The sequence below is a fragment of the Puniceicoccus vermicola genome (assembly GCF_014230055.1).
Lineage (GTDB): Bacteria > Verrucomicrobiota > Verrucomicrobiia > Opitutales > Puniceicoccaceae > Puniceicoccus > Puniceicoccus vermicola.
Map to the genome: position 1 here is coordinate 1 of NZ_JACHVA010000143.1, position 25,392 is coordinate 25,392.

The following is a 25,392-nucleotide window of genomic DNA, read 5'->3' on the forward strand; positions in this document are numbered from 1 at the left end:
GCACAAGTCGATGGTCGAGGCATCGAGCGCGTAAACCATCTCCTCGATGTCCAATCCGTTGGAATCTTCGACATACAATCGGCGGGCTTTGCGAATCAGTATTTGGCCGAGAGCTTCGTAGACGCGCCAATCCCGATTCTCGTTCGCGTAGGCGAGATTGGTCCGGACGATCTTCCCGCGAATACCCATCGCGTAGCAATGAGCGCAACCGTCCAGGCACGCTTCGATATCGCGCAGACTCTCCCTGAAGGTCATCTGGGCGAAGGCCATGGCGAGAAACTGGTCGCGAGCGGTCATACTTTTACTCGCCCTTGGCATCGGGTGCAGCAACATGCAGCGGTTGAACTGTTCGCGATGGATGAGATCGGTGATCTGGGTGAAAATCAGGCGTCCGGAGTTCATCCCTTATTGAGAATGAACTCGACCACGGTCGGCCAGCACGTTCAAATGCGTCACATGCCTTTTTATCCATTAAGCACTCGTTGTGAACAAGATACGAACTCTCGAATCGTCCTTAACTGGACACCAGTGATTCTAGGTAATTACTCCGGTGTTCATATATCCGACACAACGGCTTGGTAACCACAGAGTATAATTTGTTGTCAAAGATAATAAGAGTAGATTCTTTAACTGGATGCCCAAGAAAAAAACGGCTAAGAATTCTGTGGAGTTTCCAGAAGAGCTGGATTTTCAAATCCAGAGCAACGAGGTAGCCTACCTAAGCATCACTCAGAAAATACGTGATCTCATCTTATCCAGAAGACTATTACCGGGAACGCGCCTTCCTACATTGCCACATTTAGCCGAACACTGGGGAACCAACTACTATACGGTGCAGACGGCGCTGACACCACTGGTAAATGAAGGCTTACTAATTCGTCGACAGCGATCGGGTACATTTGTTGCTCAGGATACACCGCAGATGCGGTCGATCGGCTTTTACTTTGGCGCACATTTCTGGACCGTAAACTCCGCTTCCTTTTATCAGGGATTTTATCTAGCTGCTCGTGAGTTTTTTGAGGTTAAGGGCATTCAAGTTCACCTATTTATAGATACAAGAAAGCCCGAGCAGCAGACAGAGCCTTGGAAGCCCCTGATAGACGCAATCAAGGCGTGTAGTGTAAATGCCGTAATTGGGTCATTATTAAATCCAACTAACGTGAGTTGGTTGGTAAACCTTCGCGCCCCCAAGGTCCTAATGACAGGAGCAGTTGGAGCAGGACCATACCGCCTAGCCTTCGATAATCATTTCCTAGAAAAGAGTTTCCGGCGCTTGCATAAGCGCGGATGCAAACGTGTAGGTCTTATTTGTAGCTACGGCTTTCCTGAGTTTGATGAGGTTGAGCGTCTTGCTCGTAAATTTGAGTTGGCCATAAAACCTACTTGGGTAAAAAGATTCGAAGGCGGTTCCCACGACTTCGAAGAAGTCGGATACCTGGCATTTGATGCGATATGGAGCCAGTCGGAGCGGCCGGATGGAATCGTGATCCACCCTGATAGTATCGGCAAGGGCGTTATCATGTCGATTTTGAAGCATCAAGTGAAAATTCCAGAAGACGTAAACCTAGTCATGCATAGCAACGACAAGGTCTATTTCCACTGTCCACTTCCCATAGACTGGGCCGTTGTTAGCGTTGGAAGACTATTGGAGGAAAGCTGGGCTCATCTAAAGAAGCAACTCAAAGGGGAAGTCGTTGATGTAGTCGATGTGCCAATCAGCTTCACCCCCAGAACAATCAAATCCCCCCCAGTGACCCGAACAAGGCGTAATCTGAAGGCGACTTGACTCCCTAGCCTGAGTCACTGCCAGAGTAAACTGGGCGGACTCGAACAGTCTGAGTTAATTTGAAGCATATCTTCAATCCTCTGCCATACGATGAACTTGCAGCTTAACCAGCCGCTGGTTTCCACTGTCCATGACCACTGCTCGCCCCCCACTAGCAGCGATACGTCGAGGCTCACTCAGATGACCGATCATGGGATCCCCGGAGAAAACGCCTAATTTCGAGAGATTGCCATCGGGCAAAACTTCCAAGAGCACGATACGCTGATTCACCGGATCTGAAACCCATAAATTCTGACCATCTGAGGCAATATATATCCCCGCCCCAAAGCAATCCCCACCACTTCCAAGCCAGCGGTCACTTCGACTGGTCTCATAAAAAACATCTCCCTCACGCTTTAACCCGATCAACTCGTCACCATCGGCCGCAAACAGGGAACCATCCGATGTCACTGCCAAGCTCGTAATGGAGTGTGCTGCTATTTTTAACTGGAGTCGAAAAGGTCTCGGAGCTGAACGAAGCCCTCCAATATTATTAATGGGCAAAAGAGCCCCGAGTCCCTTCGCGTCCACGACAGCGACCGTTTCCTCACCGGACTGCTCCAGCAAAGCAGCCCCCGTTACATGGCTGGGAAGACTATATCTAGACACCCCGGCGTCGAAGCGTTCGCGATCAAAGTCTACCGGTCCTAAAAGAAGAATCGGCGCATTACGTCGATAACTCAAGCCTGACATCGCATCACTGGAATTGAAGACGAGTTGCCAACCATCAGCCTCCGTTGTGTATGTGGTATTACGTAGAGTGTGAGCTGGCCCGTCACTCCAATCCCAGTATCCAGTGTTCCACCAAACACGCCCTTGGCGGTCCACTCCCAACCCAGATTCCCGGTAAATGGCTCCGATTCGGCGTGTTGCTGTAAAGAAACGCTTCTGCGGATCCCAAAGCAACAAATGAATCACGCCGATATCACTTGTCACAGCGTATCGCGCACCGCCCAAATGAACAAGACCGCTGGGCATATCGACTTCACCGTCTTCATGCAAACGTCCGAGAAAAGCTCCAGACTTACCACCATAAACCACTCCCGGGTGTGGTGTCCCATCTGCCTGAAGGCGGTGAATGCTCATGTGCCAGGTATAACTGTAAACACTCCCGTTTACCCACTGCGTAAACCGCGTGGGCATACCTTCAATCATAGTCAGCCCCCCGTCAGGATCAACCCGCAGTTGGCCATCAACAAGAAGTCCACCATCCGGCAACAGTAAAATCGTATCCCCACGAACCACTTGACCATCATATTTTAAAGGAAGCGGTAGATAGTGCGTCACGTCACCGGTATGAGCATCCCAAACAAACAAATCCCGATCGTCTCCGATCAAAGCGAGTTTTCTGCCCACAGGCGAAAGGGATATAGCTTCAACCTTGATATCCAAAGCGATACGTTCAGGAGCGGCCCCAGATGCAGAAGCGATCGGCAACATCCAGAGCTGCTGATTCGCAAGAATGATCACGCGATCATCGACCACAGTGATCGATTTGGGGCCGGTTCCCATCTCTTTCGGCAGATGAAAAGTCGCCATCATACGCCCATCCTGAGCATAGCGATTAATCGTAAACGGCCCGGCGAAATTCCAAAGGAAGCCTTCCCCATCCAGTCCCAGTCCATACAAACTATTTTGGGGCCGATCTTCGCCCACGCCGAATCGAACCTGCGTTTGCCCGGAATGCCCCGAGTTACCCAAAATGCCGTGACTGCTGATGGTAACAGAAGGAAGAGCAAGTGCACTATGACAAGCGATCAGTACTGCTACGATTTGGCGGAGGGAAAACATAATTGCTATAAAATTTGAATCATTCTGATCGAAGCGTCCCCCACAGGCTGGGATTGATCTGAGTTTCGCCAGGCACGTCGTTGACTAAGCCCGTGGCAGTATTGGACCAGTAACTTCGAAGTACATTACTATGACCTTCGGGGTCTCCGTAAATGACACCAAAATCCGCCAAAAAGGGTTCGCCCAGGCCTTTCAGCAGTCCTAAGTCGGCCAATGGAATCCGGGCGATCAGTCGATAACCACCTGAAGCCTTCTTGACCGATATATGAGCCTGCGGAATCGCCTCCACCCTGTCCACCCGTGTCGAACGCCACGGACTGTTGAAAAGCACCGGATCCCTCGTTCCGGGTACTTTAAAATCATACAATACAGCTACTGGTTCATCCTGATAATTGGCAATTAGCAGACGCTTGTCTCCAGGGACAGGATCCCGGCGAGCACTATTTGCAGATGGATCAGTGGAAAACTGAAAGTCCACGGCATCTCCCGTTTTAAACAAAAGGTTTGTGGCAGTGCCCTGGTTCAGCCAAGGGCTTGGATCTTTCACATCATATCCCAGTAAGAGGTCATCCCCTTGGCGAACAATCTTGACCCGAACATATGGGAAAGTGCGTGTAGAATCACCCCAAACGGCTGACCATCCCCCAGGCCATTGTCCCGGATGATCTCCCAAATCAACATCAGAGGGAACTGAATGAAAAGAGGTACTCTTGCGGTTCGTCGCTTGAGCAGCATCGGCTTCGATCAACTTCTGTGCAGCGACAATCTGAGACTCCGAAACGAATAGATCGCCACTGGAACGTATAAGCTGGTCGAGTCCGTGCATTTGGTAAATACGATATCCCCCCTTCCCCGCCTGGAGCAGAAAGCGTCCGGTTTCCATATCCTTGGCGAAATAACCACCAAAAGCCTCACCACCAACCTTGTAGGGGCTATTCGAAAGCGCCACCCGGATGTCCTCAAAGAAGTCATCCAAATAAATACCGTCGGTAGTAAGTATGTGAAACCGACCATGATTGCCGTTGAGAACTGTTATGTCGCCTTGATCGTCAAACGGTGCACTACCGATAAAGCCAAGATTTCCCTGCATCACCCCTGGCACAGGCAAGGGAGCATTCTGAGAACCATGTACCCCACACCAAGCATTTTTCAGGCTCCACAGGACATCACCATTGGGGGCGATGGCGGACATGGGTGACGTATTTACGAGCAACCGACCTGCGCGGTCAGTCATTGTAGACTGAATCGCTGCCTCCTGTACAAAATCCTTCACGGGGACAGCATTGGAGTATGCCTCCTCAAGATTCCATTTCGGAGCACCGGTAGGTAAAAATCCGTTCAGCAGAAGTGCACCGCGTAACCAGCCAGCACGATCATCCTTTACAAGAAAGTCCAGATTCAGGTCACGCTGTCGGGCGGTCCAGTATGGTATGATCAACTGGGGATCTGTAGGCTTAGAGACCTGCAGCTCGTCCACGTCAATTTTTCCATCTGCATTTGAATCGACCCAAAGCACTGTAAAGCGTGCGGCCTTCGGGCTCATTTTCGCACTATTCCTCAGATCACCATGCTCGCCAAGAACGCGGGTAAAGTCATTGAGTTCTTCTCGCAAGGCCGGGTGACGCGTAAATACCTCAGGCACACTCCAGCGTGGCTCCTTGATCTCATAATCCTGAAGAGAGCCTAATGTGGCCCACAGTCTCGCACTCCCATCTTTGCTGACCTCGTAAACTCGTAGCGTACGCCCTTTGGCTAATAAAAACGTCCGACCACTCTCGTAGATCAACTGCAAGCGTTCATCAGCCAAGTCGGGATTCAAAACCGACACGATATCTGCTGTTTTATTCTCAAAATCCAAACGCCAGGACGAACCTCCTCCCAGCCAATGCGTAGCGTCTTCAGGATCAAAACATGCCCCCGTACCACCGTAAGGAGGCGGACCGAAAACTTGATCCAAAACCTTACCTGAATTTGTATCCCACAGACTAACGCGCTTGGGTGTGGCCAGGTTCTCCGTCAACCAAAGCCGATCCATCGTGTCATAGACAATTCCATGAGGACGTAAAATCGCATCCGCGACCCATGGGCCACTGGGATCTCGCCCGCCACGGGGACCAATCTCGCGGAGATTCGTCCCGTCCTCAGCATACAGCTTGAGGTTTTGATCGACCCCATTGTCACTGAGGCAAACCTCTCCCAGTGAATTGACGGCCAATCCGGCCGCCACCGGCCAGGTTGAGCCATCCCGCTTTTTGTTTGGTAATGGCTCACTCAGATGCACCGTAAATAGTCTATCTGCCTGAGCTCCGACTCCCGGTTGATTGATCCGGTAGAGCCCCCGATCGTTATCACCTAAAATATAAATAGCGTCTCCGTTTGTGGCGATAGGACCCGGTGAAGGAACGGCAATCGCTCCCAGTTCCTGTCTAGTCGCCGCATCAAAGATAGCGATTTTATTCTCGTCGTGAAGAGAGATATACAGCTTCCCGTCAAACCACACCGCCCCGCGCAAGTTATCCAGCAAAAGGACTTTATTACGAGTCCGGACAGAGACCGCCGGATCGTCCATAGGTCGATAGTATGTCCGTACCAGGTGCTCACCGTTTGCCCCACCATACCGCTGTTGCTTGCCGGTGTAGTCCCAGGAGACAAGGGAAAGGTCACCATAGACAGATGGGATACCTTCTTCATTTTTACGGATCCCATTGTAATGCGGACTGCCTTCCGTGAAAGCGTATATACGATCAGGTCCCAAAGCTAGAAACACGTGCCCCAGCCCGATAAACGACGAAAGGTTAACACCACACAGCTTGTTACCATCAAGATCCGTCAGAACGATATTGTTACCAGACTCCGCTACCGGCGCACCAAGCACGATATGCTTCCCATAGGACGCCGCACTAGTGGGATTGCTGTGATCGGCCAGCCAGTTGTGATGCGCCCAGGGCTCATGACCAGGAATGTAGAAATGCATCAAATACTCTGGAGTGATTCCTGGATGTGAAATAGCCCGCCAGCTATACGTTCCAAAGGGAACTAAACTACCTTTTTCATCCAACCCATCCCAAACGATTTCGTGCGCACCCGCGTCAAAGTCCAATCCGGAGACCAGATTACGCACACGATCTCCATTTTCATCTTCGATCACAATCGAAGCCTTTCCCTTCATCGCTTGCATAAAAGTGAAGCGAATACGCTGGGCGTTCAGATCCTGATCATGCAGAAAAGCAGGCGTACTAAAAAAATCCCACTGAGCCTTGCCACTTCGAATATCTCTAAAAGATGCCCAGTCAGACGGCACAAAGTAATTTTGCCGTAGGGCAGACTCGCCCGATGGGGAGAGCCAATCAACCGACATTGCCCAATGAAAAACCGACTCGGCTGGCTTTGCTCCCAATAATGATACAGGCAGTTTAAAAACATATTCCCATTTTCCGTCTCCTGTCTGCTTGACCGCAGCATCCTTTTCGCTCTCCAGTAAGGCATCCTCCTGGGCTGCCACCCCCAAGCTAAGCTTCGGAGCAGGGAAACCATCCACCAGCGGCTCTACACGGACTTTTACCTCAAGCCGATCTGTCAGTGGCTCAACCGCATAAGCAACCTCTGGCGTCGCCCCCGTCGAAAGCGGCAAGTAGATGGATGAAGCCAGCATCTCTGCCGGAATGAAGGCGGCGAAGACACATGCGAGTGAGTATCTTTTCAACAAAAACCTCATGGTCAAACCGAGCTACCCGAAGACTAAGTTCCGCAAATAGACCCCGGTCCTATAAAACTCAAAATTGTGAGTTAGCATTCCTTAACTGCGACGACGAACACCCAGGATGCTTAAGGCGACCATGGCAGCGATGAGCGCGAATGAACTCACTTCAGGAATCGCTTGCGCGACCACGATGGAATCAAAACTAACTGCACCATCCGCCCCATTCCTCGAATTAATATATAGCTTGTTGAAGATCCCGGTATTCAAATCCACCCCAGATGAAACCATCACCAAACTTACGTAATCGCTGGAAGTAGTATCGAAATAATACATTTGAATGGTTGCTCCATCATCAACACTTTCACCATTCAGCGATAACGAAAGCTTCATGTCCATATACTCTTCCGAAACCATCGGGGCCTCAGAACTAAGATTTGAGGTCACAAATCCCCCAGACGAGTTGCGGTAGTCCAGACTACTCACCTGAGCCGCCATTGGACGTTGGGTCGTGCCAAATAGTCGATCTCCAGTTGATTCTGAAAATCTCACACTGAACTTGTTGACTTCAATCACACTAACATCAAATGCACTCACACGAAAATAGACTGATATATCTCCATCGAGAACATTAACACTCTCTGGAAGAACTAAAGTAGAAGCCACCTCCGAATTGTCTCCCGGAGCGGCAGGCGACCATGCTGAAGCGTCGATCTCACCTGTGCCAGAAGTCGCCACCCCCGTTCCGTTAACAACGCTAATGTTAGTCCAGCCAGAACTATTGTCATTAAAATCATCGGAAAAAAGAATGGCGTCCCCTTCCGAGATTAGAGGCAAAGCTGCAGTCGCGGGTGAAACCGCCGAAAGGCAAAGGAGAGATGCGGTAAGACTTCGGAGCATATTTTTTTTGTTCATATTTTTTGTAGATGAGGTTAAGGCTGATTTCTGAAGGGATGAGCGCTTACGATTAGACTTAAAGAGGGTTTTCGCAGACTACTCGGACATTCCTATATTCTGAAAATAGAGTAATTAGCATGCATCTTATTAATTATATTATATATTTCAAGAAAAAACAGCAAGCTTTTGAACCGTTTGGCTACAGATATTGAAATTACTCCAACTCGATTACACCCCATCCGTCGGGAGAGAACCAGGATTCGCTTGGTTCATCATTGACCAGTCCTGTATCCTGATTTGACCAGTAAGTTCGGGCGATGTTAAAGCTACCTGAAGCATCGGACGAGACAAAACCCAAGTCTGCACCAAGTCGTGCCCCGGATTTCGGATCGATATTAAGATCGGAGAAAGGAATAGCTGCCATCAGCACATATCCATCAGTGGTTTCCTGAGTCTTCAGTCGAACACTATCCAGTATTTCCACACGATCAAAACTGCGGGAAAGAACCGGTGATGCATAAGTCTTCGCATGCTGAACTGAAGCTTCTTTATCGACGGGTCGCATCAATACAGCGACCGGTCTATTCTGGAAGAATGATATGAGCAAACGATGGTCCCCCTCCTCTGGATTTCGACGCCCTGCACCGAGTTCACCTAGTTGCAGGTCGATGGCATCACCTGATTTAAAAAGCCGAAGAGCATCCTTGCCGTTGTTCATCATCGGAGAGGAATCTGTTACCTCCGCACAGAGAAACAAATGACTGCCATCATGTGCGAGTTGAAAGCTGGCTGCTTCCGGCGATCCCATTTTCGACGCTTCAACACGCTCACTCCCTTCCCATGAGCCCACCCGATCCCAGGCGAACCCCGGCTCCATCCGCTTGACGAGATAGAAATGCTCACTTGTATTAGCGGCCTCCTCCGCCTCCTTCTCAAGCACGGAAAGACAATCTCTCAACTCCATTGCAGTCACTTCAATATCACCGACTGAAAACCGTCTTACCGAATCGAGCCCAGTCACCTCTACGACCAGTGCCGCCTGCCGGGCAATCGACGTGGTCATCCGAATTATCCCGTCGGACTGCTTACCGATCCACCCTGAAAATGGCTCCCCGCCCTCACTGAACGAAGCTAACGACTTTCCCCTCAACTCCTCTTCAGTAGCAGGCATCGATGGACGGGGAAAGCGGGCATCACGAAATAAAGATCCAACATACAACCCGTCAGTAGTGAAGAAAAAGTCCTGTCCCAAATTACCACGGAGACCAATCACTTCCCCGATCTCATCATCCACAAAGACAGTGCCCATACTTTTTAGAGGGCCGATCAACTGCCCTGGAGCAGGCATAGGCGCTTTATGTGAAGCATGAACACCGGGGTAGTCGTTCGGATAGGACCAGACAATCTCTTTACTTTTCGAGCCGACACCGATGAAGGCCATATCCTGACGCAACGCCCCACTCATCGTTTGAATCGCAATCAAAAACTCATTCTGCTTCGTAGCGATGGGGACAAGGACCCCTTTGTATTCAGCAGGCAGTAAAGAATCCAAATCCAACAGTTGCTCCACGCCTTCGGGGCCATAAACAGGTGCCCCTTTTTCCGTAAAGCTCACGGGGTTCATTTTAAATATACCACACGCCATCCAGGACAGATCCTGAGGATCTATAGTATTGTTCCACTGGGCGCTAACCGCAACAACTGGAGGCTCACCGGAATAGCGCGAGCCGACAGGGGATGGCTTTCCAGAAGGAATGATCGCACATTCCGAACGCTGCACACGACCATCTTCATTATCGTCATTCCAGAAGAATCCATCCCAGGCACTCAAATCTGCAAAATCCCCTTGGGGAACCTCCAAAATCTCCCTCCCCTTCAAATCCATTTTACCGGAGATATGCCCAACCAAACCAACAGCAGCAACGGGACGCCAGGAATCAAATGAATCCTCCATAAACAGAACCGCTGGTAGCTCCGTATGGTGGTTGTACGTAGGCTGCCTAAACATATATTCGCGCGTCCGGCCACTAGCATCGCTTTGAAATCTTGAGGCCAAAACGTTCGAGAGAGGGTCCACATCAAAACTCAGAGGCTCGTCATCCCGTTTATCATCGGATTTCCATAAAACCCTAGTCACCTCATAATCCCCGCTACCACGGTTAAGCTTCATCTCAACAGGACCTGCATATGCAAGCGTGGGGTCATCGGAATGCAAATAACTACCGGCTCCCGAATACGCCGTGTTTCCGACATAGTCTTTAATCCGTATACCGTCAGGGCTCCATACGCAAACTCGCCGAGGATAGTTCCAATTTTCCACGACCCAAATCCGTCCTTTCGAGTCATACGCAATTGAGGAAACATGACTGAGCCCATTCGCCTCAAATATACCACGCTCAGGGCGCCCCCCAAGTTGTCCGATAGTCGACAGCAAATCACCATTGGGAGAATAAACTTTCACCTGATAATCTTCCCCGACGTCCATTACCGCAATGTGCCCCTCAGCATTGACTGAAATCGCCTCGCCCCACCCAAGCTCCGGTGTCGAGACGGCAACGACTTTCCCCGTGCTCAAGTCCAGTCGAGATAGCTTTCCATCAGCAACAACATAGAGGAATTCATCCGATGCAAAAGCCAAAGAGACAGGAATCCCATCCAAGGGAAAAATTTTCAATAATTCAGCAGTGTCTGCATCCAGTAAGGCCAATCGCTGATCTTCCAAGCCCATAGCCAAATATTGTTTGTTGGCTGCCATTGAGCGGACAAAGCCATCCCCATCCTTTCTCTGGTCGACACCGAGAAAACCACTGGCCTGTGGCGCTTCGGGTATGATATCGGTTAGTGCCAATGCAAACGGGCGCTGCTCACCATTCAACTCAAAAGGAGCATAGCTGCCATCAGCAGCCATAAATCTGCCGAGATTACCGCTACTTTGCCAATCAGCCATAATTGAATACACATACTTCCCATTCCCTGCAGTCACTAAGGAGCCACGCACATCCCCCCACATTTTACGTCCATCGGGCCCTAACCCAATCAGCCCACTTCCACCCTCAGCAAAATCCCAGGAAACCACCATCCGATCACCTGCGGCGACGATTCCCCGAGGCGGATAATGATCCGAGCCCCAGCTCCCCGTCCCATCACGAGTCGCCCAGCTCGGAGTTCCCGGATTATAAAAGGTCATATCAAACAGCGCATCAAGCCCCTCATGCCAGAGTCCTCTGACCTGATATACACCAGGTTCGACAATGCTTCCAGCGTCATCACAACCATCCCAACTAACTTGTAGTTGATATTTGTCTTGAGTGACTGAATCCGCGAAATCAGCTGGATCACAATCGGCATACAAGTTCCGCACACGCTTGCCCATCGCATCCTCAATCACTATCGTAAAACGATTCGCTTGAAGGGGAATCTCGAAATCGATTTTTATAGGATACTCAACCTTACGAGTGTCCAGCCCGTACGTTCGCAGCGGGACATTTCCTTCCGCAGAAAGCACAACATCCCCCCAGACCTCTGAAGACGTCCAGAAAAACTCCCGGGACGTCGCTCCGGGCTGCATATTATCAGCATAGCGGTGCATAGGCGCCCCTTTACCATTAGATTTCCCCCATAAAAACTCATATCCCATTTTAAAGACCATTCCGGCCTTAACATCGGGCAATTTCTCGTAGAGCACGCGCCAGGGAAGGCGAATTTCCTGCGTATAACCATAATCCTGATGACGATAGGCCATCTGAATGCCGTCACCCAGGTCCACCTCGCCCGGCTTACCAAAGTACTGCGTGGATTCAGTACCATCACGGGAATTCAAAGGATTGTTCCACACATCCTTAACCATATTTGAAGTCGCTTTGCCTGCATATTGCCAAGCTGTCATCCACAAGACCTGATCGGTCTTTACCCTCATTTGTAAAGCATCGCCCCGCCAACCATCACTCGCACTAAAGGCCGGATCGTTATCATTATCCAACGGCACCAGATCCCTCCAACGTAAACCTAGATAGAAATAATCCGCATCCCACATGGCGGCCGTTTCAACCGAGTACTCATCCCGAAGTGAGTAATCTGCGAAACTCCAGATACGACCACTCAAGTCCCACTCTTCAAGGTCCCCGTCAATAATCACTACCCCAGGTGCTGGAACCGCAGTCAAACCACTGTTCTGACTCTGAGCCCCCAGCATATTCCCAGAAACCTCCTGCCCGACTCCAATCCCAGGCCACATGAAAAGTACTGCCAGAAAAAGTGAGCCAAAGAGAACGAAACACGACCTCAGCAGGCATTCAATCAAGGGGGTAACTGTGCTCATGAAGTACGGACTACTATATATATTATATAATTCAAGATAAAAAACGACCCTCCAAAAGTACCACAAGATCCAAGACGTCCACGAATCATCATGGAACCCGACGTATTAGCTCGCATAAACCCGAAGCCTATTATATTATATAATATATTTGACAGTCTCCATCCACTAAAAAAAACTTCGATCGAAATGAAAACAGCGGCACAGTCGACGAAACATCACGATGAACTTTCCCTCAGGCGGAATGCCACCCAACAACTAGTCAGTGACTTCTGCCACGAGTGGTTTGACCGAAACGGGCACTGGATACATCCCGTCCGCATCCAGGAAAACGGGGAATGGATAAACCCTCCACAAGCAATACCACCGACATATACCCGACTTGTATTCTGGCTCTGCATGGGATTAATGAATGGTTCTGGCGAGGACGTAAGTCTGGGCAATGCCATCATGGATAAAGCTAGATTTTATTCGCACAACACGCCCCCCTCCGCCGAGAGTATCACCAACAATGGCGACTTTGATCTGTTCGACATTTTTGTCACAAATCATGCCATGCAGATGCTAGCCATCCATGGAGAGAAACTGTCTGAAGGCGTCCGTAAAAAAGTAGCCACTTGGGCAAAGAACGGCTTACGCACCTACAAAGGCAACAGGCAAGCCGATTACCAATTTCATGGATTTAATGATAACATGCCAGCCAAGGCCACACTCGGACTTATCCTTGGCGGAGAATACTTTCAGGACAACGATGCACTTGAACACGGCCTATGGAATCTGGAACAACTCGCATCCATACTTTCCAGGCGTGGACTAATCAGCGAATACAATAGTCCAACTTATACCCCGTTCACACTGATGAACCTGAGCGTTATCGCTCAGAAAGCCCGTTCCGCGAAAGCTAAGGAGCTTGCGACGGGCTGCTGCGAGCGCATTTGGGCAGAAATACTAGCTCACTTTCATCGCCCATCAGGGCTAATGGGAGGTCCATTCTCACGTGCTGCCCACAATGATTCCACCGGACACCTAAACACCTTAGGCTTTCTATTGTGGCTTTCTCTCGATGAGTACGTCGCGCCAAACCCGATTGAAGAATTTCAAACAAGGCCCATACGCCTATTACACGCGCATGGCTTTGCCCCAGAATCACTCGGAAGGCTATCGTGGGTCAGCAGCAGCAAACTGCTCCCCCCGCCTCACCTCTTGGCTTGGGCTCGAAATCGGACATATCCCTTCCATTTCTCCGCGACCGCCGAACGTGGTGGCAGCGGAGAGCGCCATGCCAACGAAATACTCATCACACATTACCAGGAAGAAGAGTTCTCACTGGGTAGCGCAGACGCAGATAGCTGGACACAACTTCAGACTGAAGCATTTTACTTAACATACAGGAAAAATGTTCCTGCCCATGCACGCGATGATGTCCGCGTAGCTTATTCTCACTATTTGGTTAATGAAGAAGCCCCAAGAGATCCCGATCATAGCCTTCCTTTTCACGGTGCCATCCATACCATTCAGAACAAGCGAACGGTCCTGACGTTAGCGCGCCCATCATTACTTCTAAAGGATACAGAAATCCAACGCATGCGCCTATGTGTATTGATCCCCGCGCACTTCGGACGTGTTGATAATTTGGAACACAAAGGAAAATTCGTCTTTATCGAAGATGGTCCCGTCCGCTACGCCATACGGGCATTAAACCCATCTGACTGGGGCGGTGCAGCCGAACTTAAAGTTGAGTCCATGGACAATTACCTAGTTATATCCATGGAAAACTATAACGGAACCGCTCGCCGATTCAGTCAGGCCGAACTCGAAAGAACGCTGAACGGTTTTGTCTTCAATATCGCTCGCAGCAACGAAGAATCCTATGAGGAATTCCGTGAACGCCAAATAGCCGCACAATGCCTGGATTACTGGACATTCGGTTACCGAACGGTTTGCTATCAAAACAGTGAAACGCGCATCGAGTTCGATTACGCCGTGGACAGCGGGCATGTCGCTTACGCAAAAATCAATGGTCTTCGTATCGAGAAGCCAGTCTGGAAAGCCGATGGGATGCCGGGGAGAGAGTTAGCATTCCTGGGATCCCCATACATCCCCGAAACATTGCGTTTCCCGTATCGCTCACTTAAAGTTAATTGGGATCCCAATGCTCCATGGGTCATCGCCTCAAACTTCAAAGAGAAAGACATTGGAAGCTCCGGACCAGGATGGAGATCACAGTAAAATTGAAAATCTCAACCTTCATCCAAAATGTATTCCGGCACCTTCTCTGAATACATCCGAACCAACGCAGGAGCAGGAGGAATATCTACGTTATAATAGGTATCTTTTTCAAAATCGAACACAAATATATACGCACGCATACCTGGACGAGCAATGCTCCCTCTATTAAAAATAATCTTCCAATCTCGCCCCCCCTGAATAGCGACTTTCACCATCGTCGGACCACTGCTAAAAGGAATTACTTCAAAGTCACCGGGATCCACGACAACAACCGTTTTATTCAGATTGATTGCCGCAGAAAGATGAGACATATTGAACAACCTCAGATATCCGGATTTATGAATATCATAATCATCATCGAACGGGTATACTCGATATCCACCCCTACCGTCTTTTAGCACGAAAAGAATCACGTTACTAAGAGATTCCGGAACCTGGACCTCTGCAACAATTTCACGAATAGGCTCGTCTTCTCCTTCGACAAATACCTCGCGATAAATCTCTAAATCACCATCAGGCAGAGGGAACGGGGATGAAAGAGATCTCCCGACTCGAATGGTTTTCTGCTCTCCAGCAAAATCATATTTCAGAGAATTCGTGATCGTCGATGCACTAGTTACAACCCGAAATTCTCTAGAAGCAACATCTTGAGCACGAACTACCAGCATTCCACTCTGATAGAAAAAGAAAAAAATAGAGATAAAATAATATGTTCTCATCATATCTCTGAGCGATTCAACCAACGAAACGATACCACCTGAAATCGGCGCCCAAAAACCCGACTCACAAACGACAAATTTGCATCATCAAGAGCCGTCTCCGGTGCATCCGAGTCGCTAACAAATTTCGGAACCCGTTGTAGCACTAACTCGCACCACGCCTCGGCATCTAATTCCCCTTCCATCGAGTTCGTAGATGCTCCATATGCTCGAATTCGAAATGTATCTGTCCGTGCCGAGAGAGAAGGTCCAATTGTTGACAATATATCCGCCTGTGTCAGATATTTCGGAGAACCGGCGAACTGAAAACGAAAAGAAGATTTTTCCGGGCTGCCGGATATGACATCCAAAGATCCTCCGAGATACTGCTCCAAATCATAATCGTATGCCGGATTGCCGTTATATGTGTTCGCACGATCATCCAAAACGGATCCCGCAACATCCCGCCATGCTTGGTACGGATTTGCCTGAGAAAATTCCATACTATCAATAGCTTCTTGAAGAGCACCTTTTATTCCGAGAACATGATCCGATCCGGTCATAGAACGATTAACAAAGTCAGATAAGGATAGAAAAGGACCTCGCTGCCGAACTTCATCGACAACTTGTCGGGCCAATTCTTCTACTAAATTTTCCACACGATCATTCGTAGTATTGTTTACATCCTGAAGATACAGCCCTCGATTTCCGAGATACATCTGATTCCCGAAAACAGAATTGATATTAGTATTTAGAATCATTGTCTCATCATAAGAAAGATACGGAGAATCTCCTTCTGACTGAACATTAAGACTGGAAGAAATCCGAGGGAATGGAATGATCTGTCCAACATTATCCTCTGTCTCTGCATAGTCAGAATTGGTAGGCACCCCATAAGTCCCAGATAATACAGCTCTCCATGCTTGCTCGGAGGTTGAATTAATATTGAATGATCCGGCATTCAAAAGATTTGAAGCTGCTTTATCATACGCACCTTTACTGGCCCCAGTAAACCGAATATCCTCGACATCTAATCCTGACGAAGAGGCACTTTGATAGGGAACCATTCTTGAATTGGGAAAAGGATCCCTTCTTTCCAATTCGACTTGAGAGAAATTTTCCGGAACCGTCGAAAAAAAGTATCTATCCCACATCGCCCGATTTAAATGGTATGAAAGATCATATAATGTATCGTCGGATGATTTTCCCGGCCTAGGAACTGCATCTTTCAAATAGTTTGTTGTTCTCGGAGTTCGATATTCTGCATAAGAATTCCCAAAAGGGTATGTCGTATAAAACGTGTACCGCGAGAAAGGAACGTGTTGTAATTGCCCCAAAGAAAGAAGTCTCAAAGAATCTTTAAGAATATCAAAATAAATTCCCTTTCGAGCCTTCGGCTTATGGCCATCTGGAGAACTGGTCATACTCATTGCGTATTCATTCGACGCTGGATACAAATTTACGTCTCCATAAGACCCGTCAACCCGATTTGCTATCACAAAGCCGTAAGAGATGTTACCACCAGCCAATACTGCGTTGTAGTTTGTCGTATTTATTTCGACATTCGTCAATGCCCCTGTCGGTGCTCTATGATTTCCATGCCTCATCCATACCCTTGAAACAAAGGGCAATCCAACCACGTAACAAGAGCTATACCGCCCACCTCTTTGTTCCCCTGCGCTTCCGTAACGAAATGCGGACCGAGGTCCTGTCGTCAATCCCTCCCAAGCATTTCCGTACTCAATCCTCTCACCATACTTATGCTTCACATGGCCGGGATCGAGTTGCTCCTTCTTTTCGACAGGTTTTCCCTTATCATCATAATCAATGTAAGTGTCGCCTTCGCCGAGATGCACGACAAATTGATCGCCCGGATGCTCTGCGTAGGGAGCAGCCTTGATCGTCTCGGCGTGCTGGAGAAAGTCTCTGCCATTCTCGATGCCGCCAGCGAGAGCGAGAACCACATCTGCCTTGGGAACCCCTAGCCTATAACTATTCCCCCATTTCGCATCTCCACCGACAACTTGAATATAGAAGTCGTCCGTCGGATCCATTGCAACTGCTCCTGGCATCTTGCAGTAATATAAAGGAGTCGCATCCTGCCCTGCGGGAGATCGTGTCAACGTCATTCCCTCGGAATAAACGGCTTCGTTATGGCTTGGATCGAGATAATAGATGTGAGCTTCTCCAGGCGGAATTTCCATGCCATCAATCGAAAAATATATGAAGTTACTTTCAGTACCTCTCTCATCTCCGGACCTTACTTCAAATTTCCCCCAGTCGATTACCGCATCTGTAGCAAACCCCTGAATCAGATCCTCTGGATCTGCGCTAGAATCTTCCTTTGCAGTTCTCACCTCAAACAGAGAATCCTCAGTGAAGCGAAAACCAACTTCATAGTCCGTCGCCTTAATAGGGTAAGGATAAGGGTTGAACAAGGTGGCAATCGGAAAAATATCGACTTCAAGAATTTCATCTACCACCCGGACATCAAGACCTAAAGTCGCAAAAGTCAGCACAGGAGCAATACCCGCATCCTCGTCCGATGGGACACTAGGCAGTAATTGTCCGTCAACACCAGGATGAGTTCTTGCCCAGCTCCTAAAATGTCCCCACGTAGGCAAGTTTTCTTCTGAAGTCGAAACGGGTGTAAAAATAGGCTCATCATCTCGCGGTCGATATTCAAAATCCGAGCTTTCATCGGCAACATCCGCAGTGAGGTCTTTTTTTAATCCGCCGGCATAAGAGTCAGACAATACCCCAAAGCTCGAAGCTGTGAGATCATGAAACCGAACGTTTGATACCGCCTGAAGTTCAGCAGCGTCACCCGCGCTCGTGGCGGCAAAGGGAAGTTGATTCAATTCATCAATACGAGTAATTCCACCATTCTCAAAATCATATATATTGAGCAACATCCTCCCCGGTGTTTGACCTTCGATAAACTCAACCCCAGACCTCTGGGAAACTAAGAAACTGTAAATCTCATCATCAAACACACCTGTTTTTTGGTATCCATTCTGAAGATTCACTCTCGCTTTCACTCCTTCATCACCAACCCACCAAGCGAAGCGCCCATTTATATTACCAGTAGACGCACTGACGATCTCCTCCAAAGGAGCAACCACATAACTCTCAGGATTTGCCACAGTGGCATCTACCGAAGCGGGACCCACCAAAGTCACCGCAGGTCTACCATTAACAGACGGATTACCTGGATCGGCCAGATTGATCCCGTCTCCTGGAGTAAAACTCGGATTGTTTCCTGAGTTTACCCCTCCTTTTCGTCCGTCGAAGCTAAAACCCGCGTTACCATTTCCGCTCACCAACCAATTCAACAAAACTGGCGACATCCCCCTCACATTGCCATTCAGTCTCGGCATTTCATCCGGTGCGATGTCGTAACCAATATCACGATGGTCATTGCCCCAAACCGCAGTCCAGTACCGCGCACCGTCACTGACATCGATCCTTGGGGTCGTTGAGTAAAGAGGATCAGGCGTCGCATCCCCATCGACCTCCATCGTTGCCACCAAGTCTGCCGTCGTCGTCACCCGCTGGTCAGGACCGGCGAATTTTTGCAGTTGTCCGGTCGCGATCGTCATTCCGAGAAACGCGTCTTGGCGGGCGAGAATAACTTTGGACTCCTGATTCAGCCCCTGCCCTTCAACCGCAATTGACGAAGAAATCAAGACGAGGAGGAGAACGGTGAAGGCCATCAATCCTAACGAGATGATCAATGCAAAACCGTCTCGCTGATGCCTCACCTTAGAGCATTCCCTTTGCGCCGAGCTCCCCCTGTCTGCAAAGCGTCTTTCGAAGCCCAGACTGGCAGAAATAGGAGATTTCACCTGAAGAGATTTGGGATACATGGGAGGTTTGATTCGGATCACTTCGCAACGGGATGAATGATCGAACACTGTTAACCTACGTCGCCTTGTTCCTTTCAATCAACTTCAATTGACGCTTTGAAAAGACCAGTCTTAGGCATAAACCCAGACAAAAGATCCTGGGACAAAGAACCCTATCGCCTTAACAATAAGAACCTTATGGCAACACAGAAAAAGGCTAGGACTCCTGAATAATCCATTTCTAGACCCCCCGTATACTTAATGTATAGGCAGAGCTCGGGTTCCCGATTTGCGACAAAGGGAGCAATATCCAGGAGCATTTTGAAGGGCCTTTATCTACCAACCCCAAATCATGACACAGCCAGACCTGACCTCTCTGCCAGATCAGAGCACGACACGTCCCCCGGACCCCTTATTGAGGGGCACCATTGCTCTTTGGTGGGTTCCGATTCCTGATAACACCGTGATAGGGGAACGACTACCCCTATCCCAAGATCGGCACCATGTGGCGTTCGAAGAGATTCTTCGTCACGCCGGCACCGATGACTTCCGCATTGGCCTTAAGAGCATCCGTATAGCGATCGCCCATTTTCGCAGCGACTTTAAAGGCTACGTGAATCAATTGGCGCAGGTGCAGGTTGTAGTCGGAATTCGAGAGATCGTGCTCAAGTGCGGCTACGAATTGCTCAGAGGTCCAGCCGTTGACTTCGTCCACCGACGGGAGTTTTGCGGTGTCGATGTCGATGACGGTACTGTACGGAGCCGTGAGCGCTTCAAAGTTCTCAATCCCACCCGCATAGATCTCTTTGGCAATGGCCAAGCCTTCGCCACCAGCGCGTGCGAGACCGATCACTTCTTCCAACCAGGTGGTTCCAGCAGTCTTCACGTGAAGGCCTGCACCGTGCTTTTTGATGAGCCGGTTGATGATTGGATAAAGGGAGAACTTATCACTACCGGAGTGAACACTGATCTTGAGGGTTTCGGGAAGACCGAAGGTCCTCACGGCAAAAGCGATGATGCAAAGATCGGCATGAAATTCGGTTTCGAACTGAGCCAGGTCGCCAACATAATCGACTCCCTTGTTGAAACGGCCCGTGAATTTGGGCGCCACGGTTTGCACCGGAATCTTTTCCCCGGCCATCATGGAGAGAAGGTAGAAGATATCGGCAGGGCCCTGCGGTTGGTCCGTCTCATCAATCGACACTTCCGTGACGAAGGGAGAGTCCGACTTTTGGGACTCAATGTGGCGGTAGAGTTCGCCAGCCTTGGCAATCGCCGAGAAGTATTGTTTCCCGGCTTCACTGGCAGCTTCCCTGCTGAGCAAAAGCGGTTCCTTCAAGCCTTCGATGGACAACGTGCCGTAATAGGGATCGAGAGAATCGAGCCATTTCTCAAGTTTGGCCTCATCGGGGGTCTCCCCGACATAGTCCGCAACGTCCAAGGTAAAGAAGTTACTGCCCGCCAGGAAGTCCCCTACAGTCTCCATGCGGATGTGGTCAGCGTCGACATAGTAGCTCTCCTCCCACTTCAGGGCCTTCACCGCGGCATCGGCCTCGTCCCGCAGACTCTGCGGTTCGGTTCCGACAATACTGTGCTCCCGGTAGGATTTGTTCCAGGTCGGAAAGACTTCGATTCCAGACTCGCGAGCCTGGAGAACGGCTTTCAACTGGGCTTCGCCTTGGTGACCGAAGCGGTCACCCATTCCAAAAGTGTAGGGTTCAATCGTTTTCATAGGGTTTCTTTACTCAGAAGGGATTTTGAGGAGGTCGGCAACGGTAATCGGGAGGCCGGTCGCGAAAGACTTGTTCGCGGCAATTCCGGTGAGGATGGATTGCGCGCCATCGACGTGACTCGCAGCCCGACGGAATGGGTCCTCCTGCTTCCCATCGCCAAAGATGTCGCGGAGCATGACGACGTCGCCTCCTCCGTGGGAGCCTTCGCCTTCTTCCAACTCCACCTCATACGGTTTCTCCCAGAGTGGGCGCACCAACAGGGTCCGGCTCGAGGCCTCGCCTTCTCCGCTTGTTCCTCCGCCGGTGTTCACGTACGACTTTTCGACTTCCTCCAACTCGATTCGGCCCTTTGTTCCGTTGAAGGCAATCCGCAGCCCCTCCCATGGGGAATAGGCTGTGAGCGAATAGGACATCTGGGTCCCGCTCTTATAACGAACGAGAACATTCATCGTATCCTCGATGTTGATCCCGCTGCTGAACACCGACTGGTCCCGGAGGTAACCGTCTTCCTTCTCGGCGTTCAAATATAGGCCCTTCAGCGTTTCGTCCGAATTCAGGTCCAGCGCGAAAGGATCGTCTTTCGCGTTCGGGTCGTTGGTCCCGCGGTAGTAAAACTTCTCCACGCCGCGTTTTTCGGCGTTCTCCTTCCCATAGAAGGCGAGTTTCCCCATCCCGTAAACGGTTTCGGGAGAAGAACCGAGCCACCAGTTTACCAAATCGAAGTGGTGAGTCGATTTGTGGACCATGAGTCCACCGGAATTGAGTTTATCACGGTGCCAGCGACGGAAATAGTCTGCACCGTGTTTCGTATCGAGAAGCCATTCAAAGTGAACGGAAGTGATGTCACCGATCGTCCCGTTGGAGATCAGCTCCTTCACCTTGGTGCGTGAGGGAGCGTACCGATAATTGAAGGTCACCTTCAATTTCTGGCCCGTGCGTTCCACTGCGTCGAGAATCTCCTGACACTTGTTCTCGTCCGTGGTCATTGGCTTCTCGGAGATCGCATCGCATCCGAGCTCCATCGCACGGATGATATACTTGTGGTGAGTGCGGTCCATCGTCGTCACGATGACGACGTCGGGCTTTTTCTCAGCAACCATGCGATCAAAGTCCGCTGCCGCATAAGTCGGAAAAGGACCTGCCTCATACTTCTTCGCGAAGGAGGCATTGTGAAAATCCATCCGGGTCTGGTTGGTATCGCAGAGCGCGACCAGCTCGGAGGTATCCTTATAGTCTTTGAGAAGTGCTTCAGAAAAGAGGCTGGAGCGGCCACCTAGGCCAACAATGGCAAATCGTTTGCGGGGAGTTTCGTTCATAGAGATCATTATGCCGGGATTCGGAATCCCCGTCTATGTCTCCTCCGCTCAGGTTTTTGACATTTTCAATCAAGAACCCGCCCCGATTGAGGCCTCCCCTCTCTAACTCAGCACCCTATCCGATGCCAGAACCGCCGACGCGTGACGGGCGAAGTGCCCGCGAAAGTCTCCCCGATATTCCTCCAAGATCTCTTTTCCGAGCCCTCCAAGATCGCCACAACGATAAACAGCCCGGGCAAGGTGCAGCTCCCGTAGCGCCAAGTTTCTCACTTGGTTTTCATTGATGTCTTCGCTTAACGCATCCTGAGCCGACTGCTGATCCTTGTGAGCATAGCCTCGATAATTGGGACGCTCCAGCACCTCGGCCAGAGCCGAAGATGCTTTCGAATTCGGGTGCCTGGGATAGAGGGACTCGCAAGCCATGGCCAGAGCACGAATGTGAGAAAACTCGGCGTCTTCAGGAAGAGTTTCGATCTTCTCCAGCAGACAATCCCAGGCATCTTCACCCCCGACACTCCCCAGACAGACCAAAAGGGAGTCCAGCTCGGACATATTCATTCCGAATTGATGCATTCCTTGAAACTGCCATCCGGCATCCCAGTCCCGTTTTGAGATTTCCTCGGTAAGCTCCCGTTCTCCGCTGTCATCTCCCAGCATCGCCAAGATTTGCGCATAACGAAGAGAACGGGACGAATCGTTCGTTTGAACCGAGCGATAAGCATCCCGGACAAAAGGCAAACTGCGCTCGCCCTCATGGAGCATCAACGATACGCCGGCGAGGTTGTCCCAATCCTCATTCACCGCTTTTTCCAAAACCGCATCGGTGACGGGGAAATTATCCTCATCCGCAAGGACCCGCTCGGGAAGATTTCCGATGTCGATCAAATGCTTCTGCACATCTTTTAAATCCACCTCGCGAACCGGCACCCCTTCCATCGCCGAACGAGCCGCAATCTGCCCGGCAGCGTATCCTTGATTTTGCACATCGGCCTGCATCCGGATGACAGGGAGAGTGTCGCGATGGGCACTCATTCCCAGCCCCGTCACCAAAACTCCGTCCAATCCTTTCGGCAACATACACCCCAAGGGAATATCCGCCCAAAGGGCTTCCTTTTTGTCCGGAGGAATGATCATAAAAACCGGATCTACCGTGAAGCCGTGAGAGTCAAAATTGGAGGTAGCGACACAAACGGTATCCGGGAAACGGCGCCCAAAAAGAACATCCACCGGAGTCATGCGGAAATCACCAATGATCTGTCTCCGCTCCCGGGAGTCCACCAATTCACCGCAATCAAAGTCGCCACGGAACTTCAGCTTCGAACTCACAAAGAATGAAGTGGCATCGACCACATCCGTGTCATCTGAAAAACTGTGATCCGAATTGTGATAATCCCTTCCGGGACGAACTCCGGCCAAGCCCGTGCCCTGGACCGCAACATGCTCCTTGCCGATCACAGCCGTAGGCGCACCCGCCGCGGCCGGGATATCAGAGCATCCGGTTGAATCGACAACACAACCGACCGAAACCACTCCATAACCATAAGGTCCGGCTACAATCAGTCCGACCACTCGGTCCCCATCGACAATCGTCCCAACGCAAGCCGTATTAAACCAATAGATACATCCTGCCTCGACACCATTCCGATGATACCACGAACATTTGGCCGCGACCGACCATCCCTCTGGGTCCTGCTGAAGCTCTTCCTTCCATTCCAGATTTTTCACTCCCCGGTCAATTTCCGAAGTAAACCCGACCCGGTTCCCACACCAGTAGCGAGAGATCTGACCCATCGTGCCGACCCCTCCCAGGCCCGAAGTTGCCTCAATCACCAGCGTCGAAGCTCCAGCCCGCCCAGCCGCAATCGCTGCAGGCGCCCCTCCGGTGCCTCCTCCGGCAACGACGACATCAAACTTGCCCAGAACCGGAAGCTCCTCCGGATTCCAAGCAACCGTATCCTTCGCCGAGGCTCCCGGGCGCAGTGCATCCCGAAGAGTCGAAACCACACCCCTCTCCAACGGTTTGCTTCCGGCACAAGAAGCCACGATCCTCTCGTCGCCCACCGGCTCCACCCTTAACTGAGACAGCTCTTTCGCTAGATCCGCGGCAACCGCCATTCCCGTCAAAGGATTCGCAAAGACACTTTCCTTCCCCTGCGAAACCTGGCCCGACTCCGAAAGGCTCAGCAGCCCCTCTTCGACCCAGAGATCCCGCAGGACCGGAAAGGTTTCCGGCTTGCTATGGCGAGGCGTCAAAAGGGTTTGATGACGATACTCCGACTGCACCCAGCAACGTTCGACAACCTCGCTCAGCGCACGTCCACAGGCCTCCGGGGAGCCATCCCCATAATCGACCTCCACTTCATAACGTCGTGCAGAAATCTGAAAATCGGAATCTGCATAGCCCGGAAGCTCTTCCAGCAATCGCTCACTCGCGGCCGCCTCTCCTTCCCCTTCGCAAAGAGTTACGAAATCAATCCTGTCCTTCCCTTGCGGCTTCCACACCGCGTCACAACCCGCTTGGCGAAGCAGCATCGCTTCCATGGTCGCATCGACGACAACATTCGCGCGCACAGCTTGGTGCCCCGAGCGATTCGCGATGACAGCTCCGGCGACGCGTCCGCTCTCACTCCAAAGAACTCCCGCAGAGTAACTGTTGAGCAGAAATGGTATTTTTTTGTTAACCAGACTCTGCTCGAGAGTCAGTTTCACGTGCATCGGGGTCGGAGGCGTTGGGCCCTCTCCAAACACTTCTTTTGCCAAAGGGTCTTCCCGGGGACCTTCCGGCCAAAAACGATAGGCTCCACAAATGTCCTCTCCCAGATAAGAGCGCGGCGCCAGCAGAAAGACGCTCTGCCCTTCACTTTTCAGCTTCAATGCAAACGCAACGGCCTGAGACGTACCACCGACAATTAACACATCCACGTCCGCGACAACGGGAATTTCTGAAGCAGGAAGAGAGGGGACTTGAATCATGATCCCTATTGGAACGAATTTACCGCGGAGAGCCAATCAAGGAGGCCTATACAATCAAGACATTTTCTGG

12 protein-coding genes are annotated in these 25,392 nt (G+C 50.5%); 2 read left to right on the forward strand and 10 right to left on the reverse strand.

Going from position 1 to position 25,392, the window contains the following annotated elements:
• Positions 1–402: DUF4372 domain-containing protein (locus H5P30_RS21230; protein WP_185692431.1), on the reverse strand; the 402-nt coding region annotated here is incomplete at its 3' end.
• A gap of 232 nt (positions 403–634) precedes the next feature.
• Between H5P30_RS21230 and H5P30_RS21235 the strand changes: the two genes are divergently transcribed.
• Positions 635–1,786: a GntR family transcriptional regulator gene (locus tag H5P30_RS21235; RefSeq protein ID WP_185694926.1), complete on the forward strand. Its 1,152-nt coding sequence runs from the start codon at positions 635–637 to the stop codon at positions 1,784–1,786.
• 72 nt (positions 1,787–1,858) lie between these two features.
• Here H5P30_RS21235 and H5P30_RS21240 read toward each other — a convergent pair whose 3' ends face one another.
• From H5P30_RS21240 to H5P30_RS21255, 4 genes are all read right to left on the reverse strand, one after another.
• Complete coding sequence (locus tag H5P30_RS21240; protein WP_185694927.1) at positions 1,859–3,616, reverse strand: NHL repeat-containing protein; 1,758 nt, start codon at positions 3,614–3,616, stop codon at positions 1,859–1,861.
• 19 nt (positions 3,617–3,635) lie between these two features.
• Positions 3,636–7,319 carry a FlgD immunoglobulin-like domain containing protein gene (locus H5P30_RS21245; RefSeq protein WP_185694928.1) on the reverse strand — a complete coding sequence of 1,228 codons (3,684 nt, stop codon included), beginning with the start codon at positions 7,317–7,319 and terminating at the stop codon, positions 3,636–3,638.
• Positions 7,320–7,412: 93 nt separating this feature from the next.
• Positions 7,413–8,228 carry a hypothetical protein gene (locus H5P30_RS21250; RefSeq protein WP_185694929.1) on the reverse strand — a complete coding sequence of 272 codons (816 nt, stop codon included), beginning with the start codon at positions 8,226–8,228 and terminating at the stop codon, positions 7,413–7,415.
• Between the two features lie 196 nt (positions 8,229–8,424).
• Complete coding sequence (locus tag H5P30_RS21255) at positions 8,425–12,528, reverse strand: hypothetical protein (protein WP_185694930.1); 4,104 nt, start codon at positions 12,526–12,528, stop codon at positions 8,425–8,427.
• Positions 12,529–12,714: 186 nt separating this feature from the next.
• On the opposite strand from H5P30_RS21255, the gene H5P30_RS21260 reads away from it, so the two are divergent.
• A complete protein-coding gene (locus H5P30_RS21260) occupies positions 12,715–14,754 on the forward strand; it encodes a hypothetical protein (RefSeq protein WP_185694931.1) in 2,040 nt (679 codons plus the stop codon).
• A gap of 11 nt (positions 14,755–14,765) precedes the next feature.
• On the opposite strand, the gene H5P30_RS21265 is transcribed toward H5P30_RS21260, so the two are convergent.
• From H5P30_RS21265 to H5P30_RS21285, 5 genes are all read right to left on the reverse strand, one after another.
• Positions 14,766–15,476 (reverse strand): hypothetical protein, encoded by a 711-nt coding sequence (locus tag H5P30_RS21265; RefSeq protein ID WP_185694932.1) that lies wholly within the window; start codon positions 15,474–15,476, stop codon positions 14,766–14,768.
• Positions 15,473–19,321 carry a hypothetical protein gene (locus H5P30_RS21270; RefSeq protein WP_185694933.1) on the reverse strand — a complete coding sequence of 1,283 codons (3,849 nt, stop codon included), beginning with the start codon at positions 19,319–19,321 and terminating at the stop codon, positions 15,473–15,475. The genes H5P30_RS21265 and H5P30_RS21270 overlap by 4 nt, the downstream gene beginning before the upstream one ends.
• A gap of 463 nt (positions 19,322–19,784) precedes the next feature.
• On the reverse strand, positions 19,785–21,032 hold the full coding sequence (locus H5P30_RS21275) for a tagaturonate epimerase family protein (RefSeq protein ID WP_185694934.1): 1,248 nt from the start codon (positions 21,030–21,032) through the stop codon (positions 19,785–19,787).
• A 9-nt stretch (positions 21,033–21,041) separates the two neighbouring features.
• Positions 21,042–22,349: a Gfo/Idh/MocA family protein gene (locus H5P30_RS21280; protein WP_185694935.1), complete on the reverse strand. Its 1,308-nt coding sequence runs from the start codon at positions 22,347–22,349 to the stop codon at positions 21,042–21,044.
• Between the two features lie 102 nt (positions 22,350–22,451).
• Positions 22,452–25,322: an FAD-dependent oxidoreductase gene (locus tag H5P30_RS21285; protein ID WP_185694936.1), complete on the reverse strand. Its 2,871-nt coding sequence runs from the start codon at positions 25,320–25,322 to the stop codon at positions 22,452–22,454.
• Between the last annotated feature and the right edge of the window lie 70 nt (positions 25,323–25,392).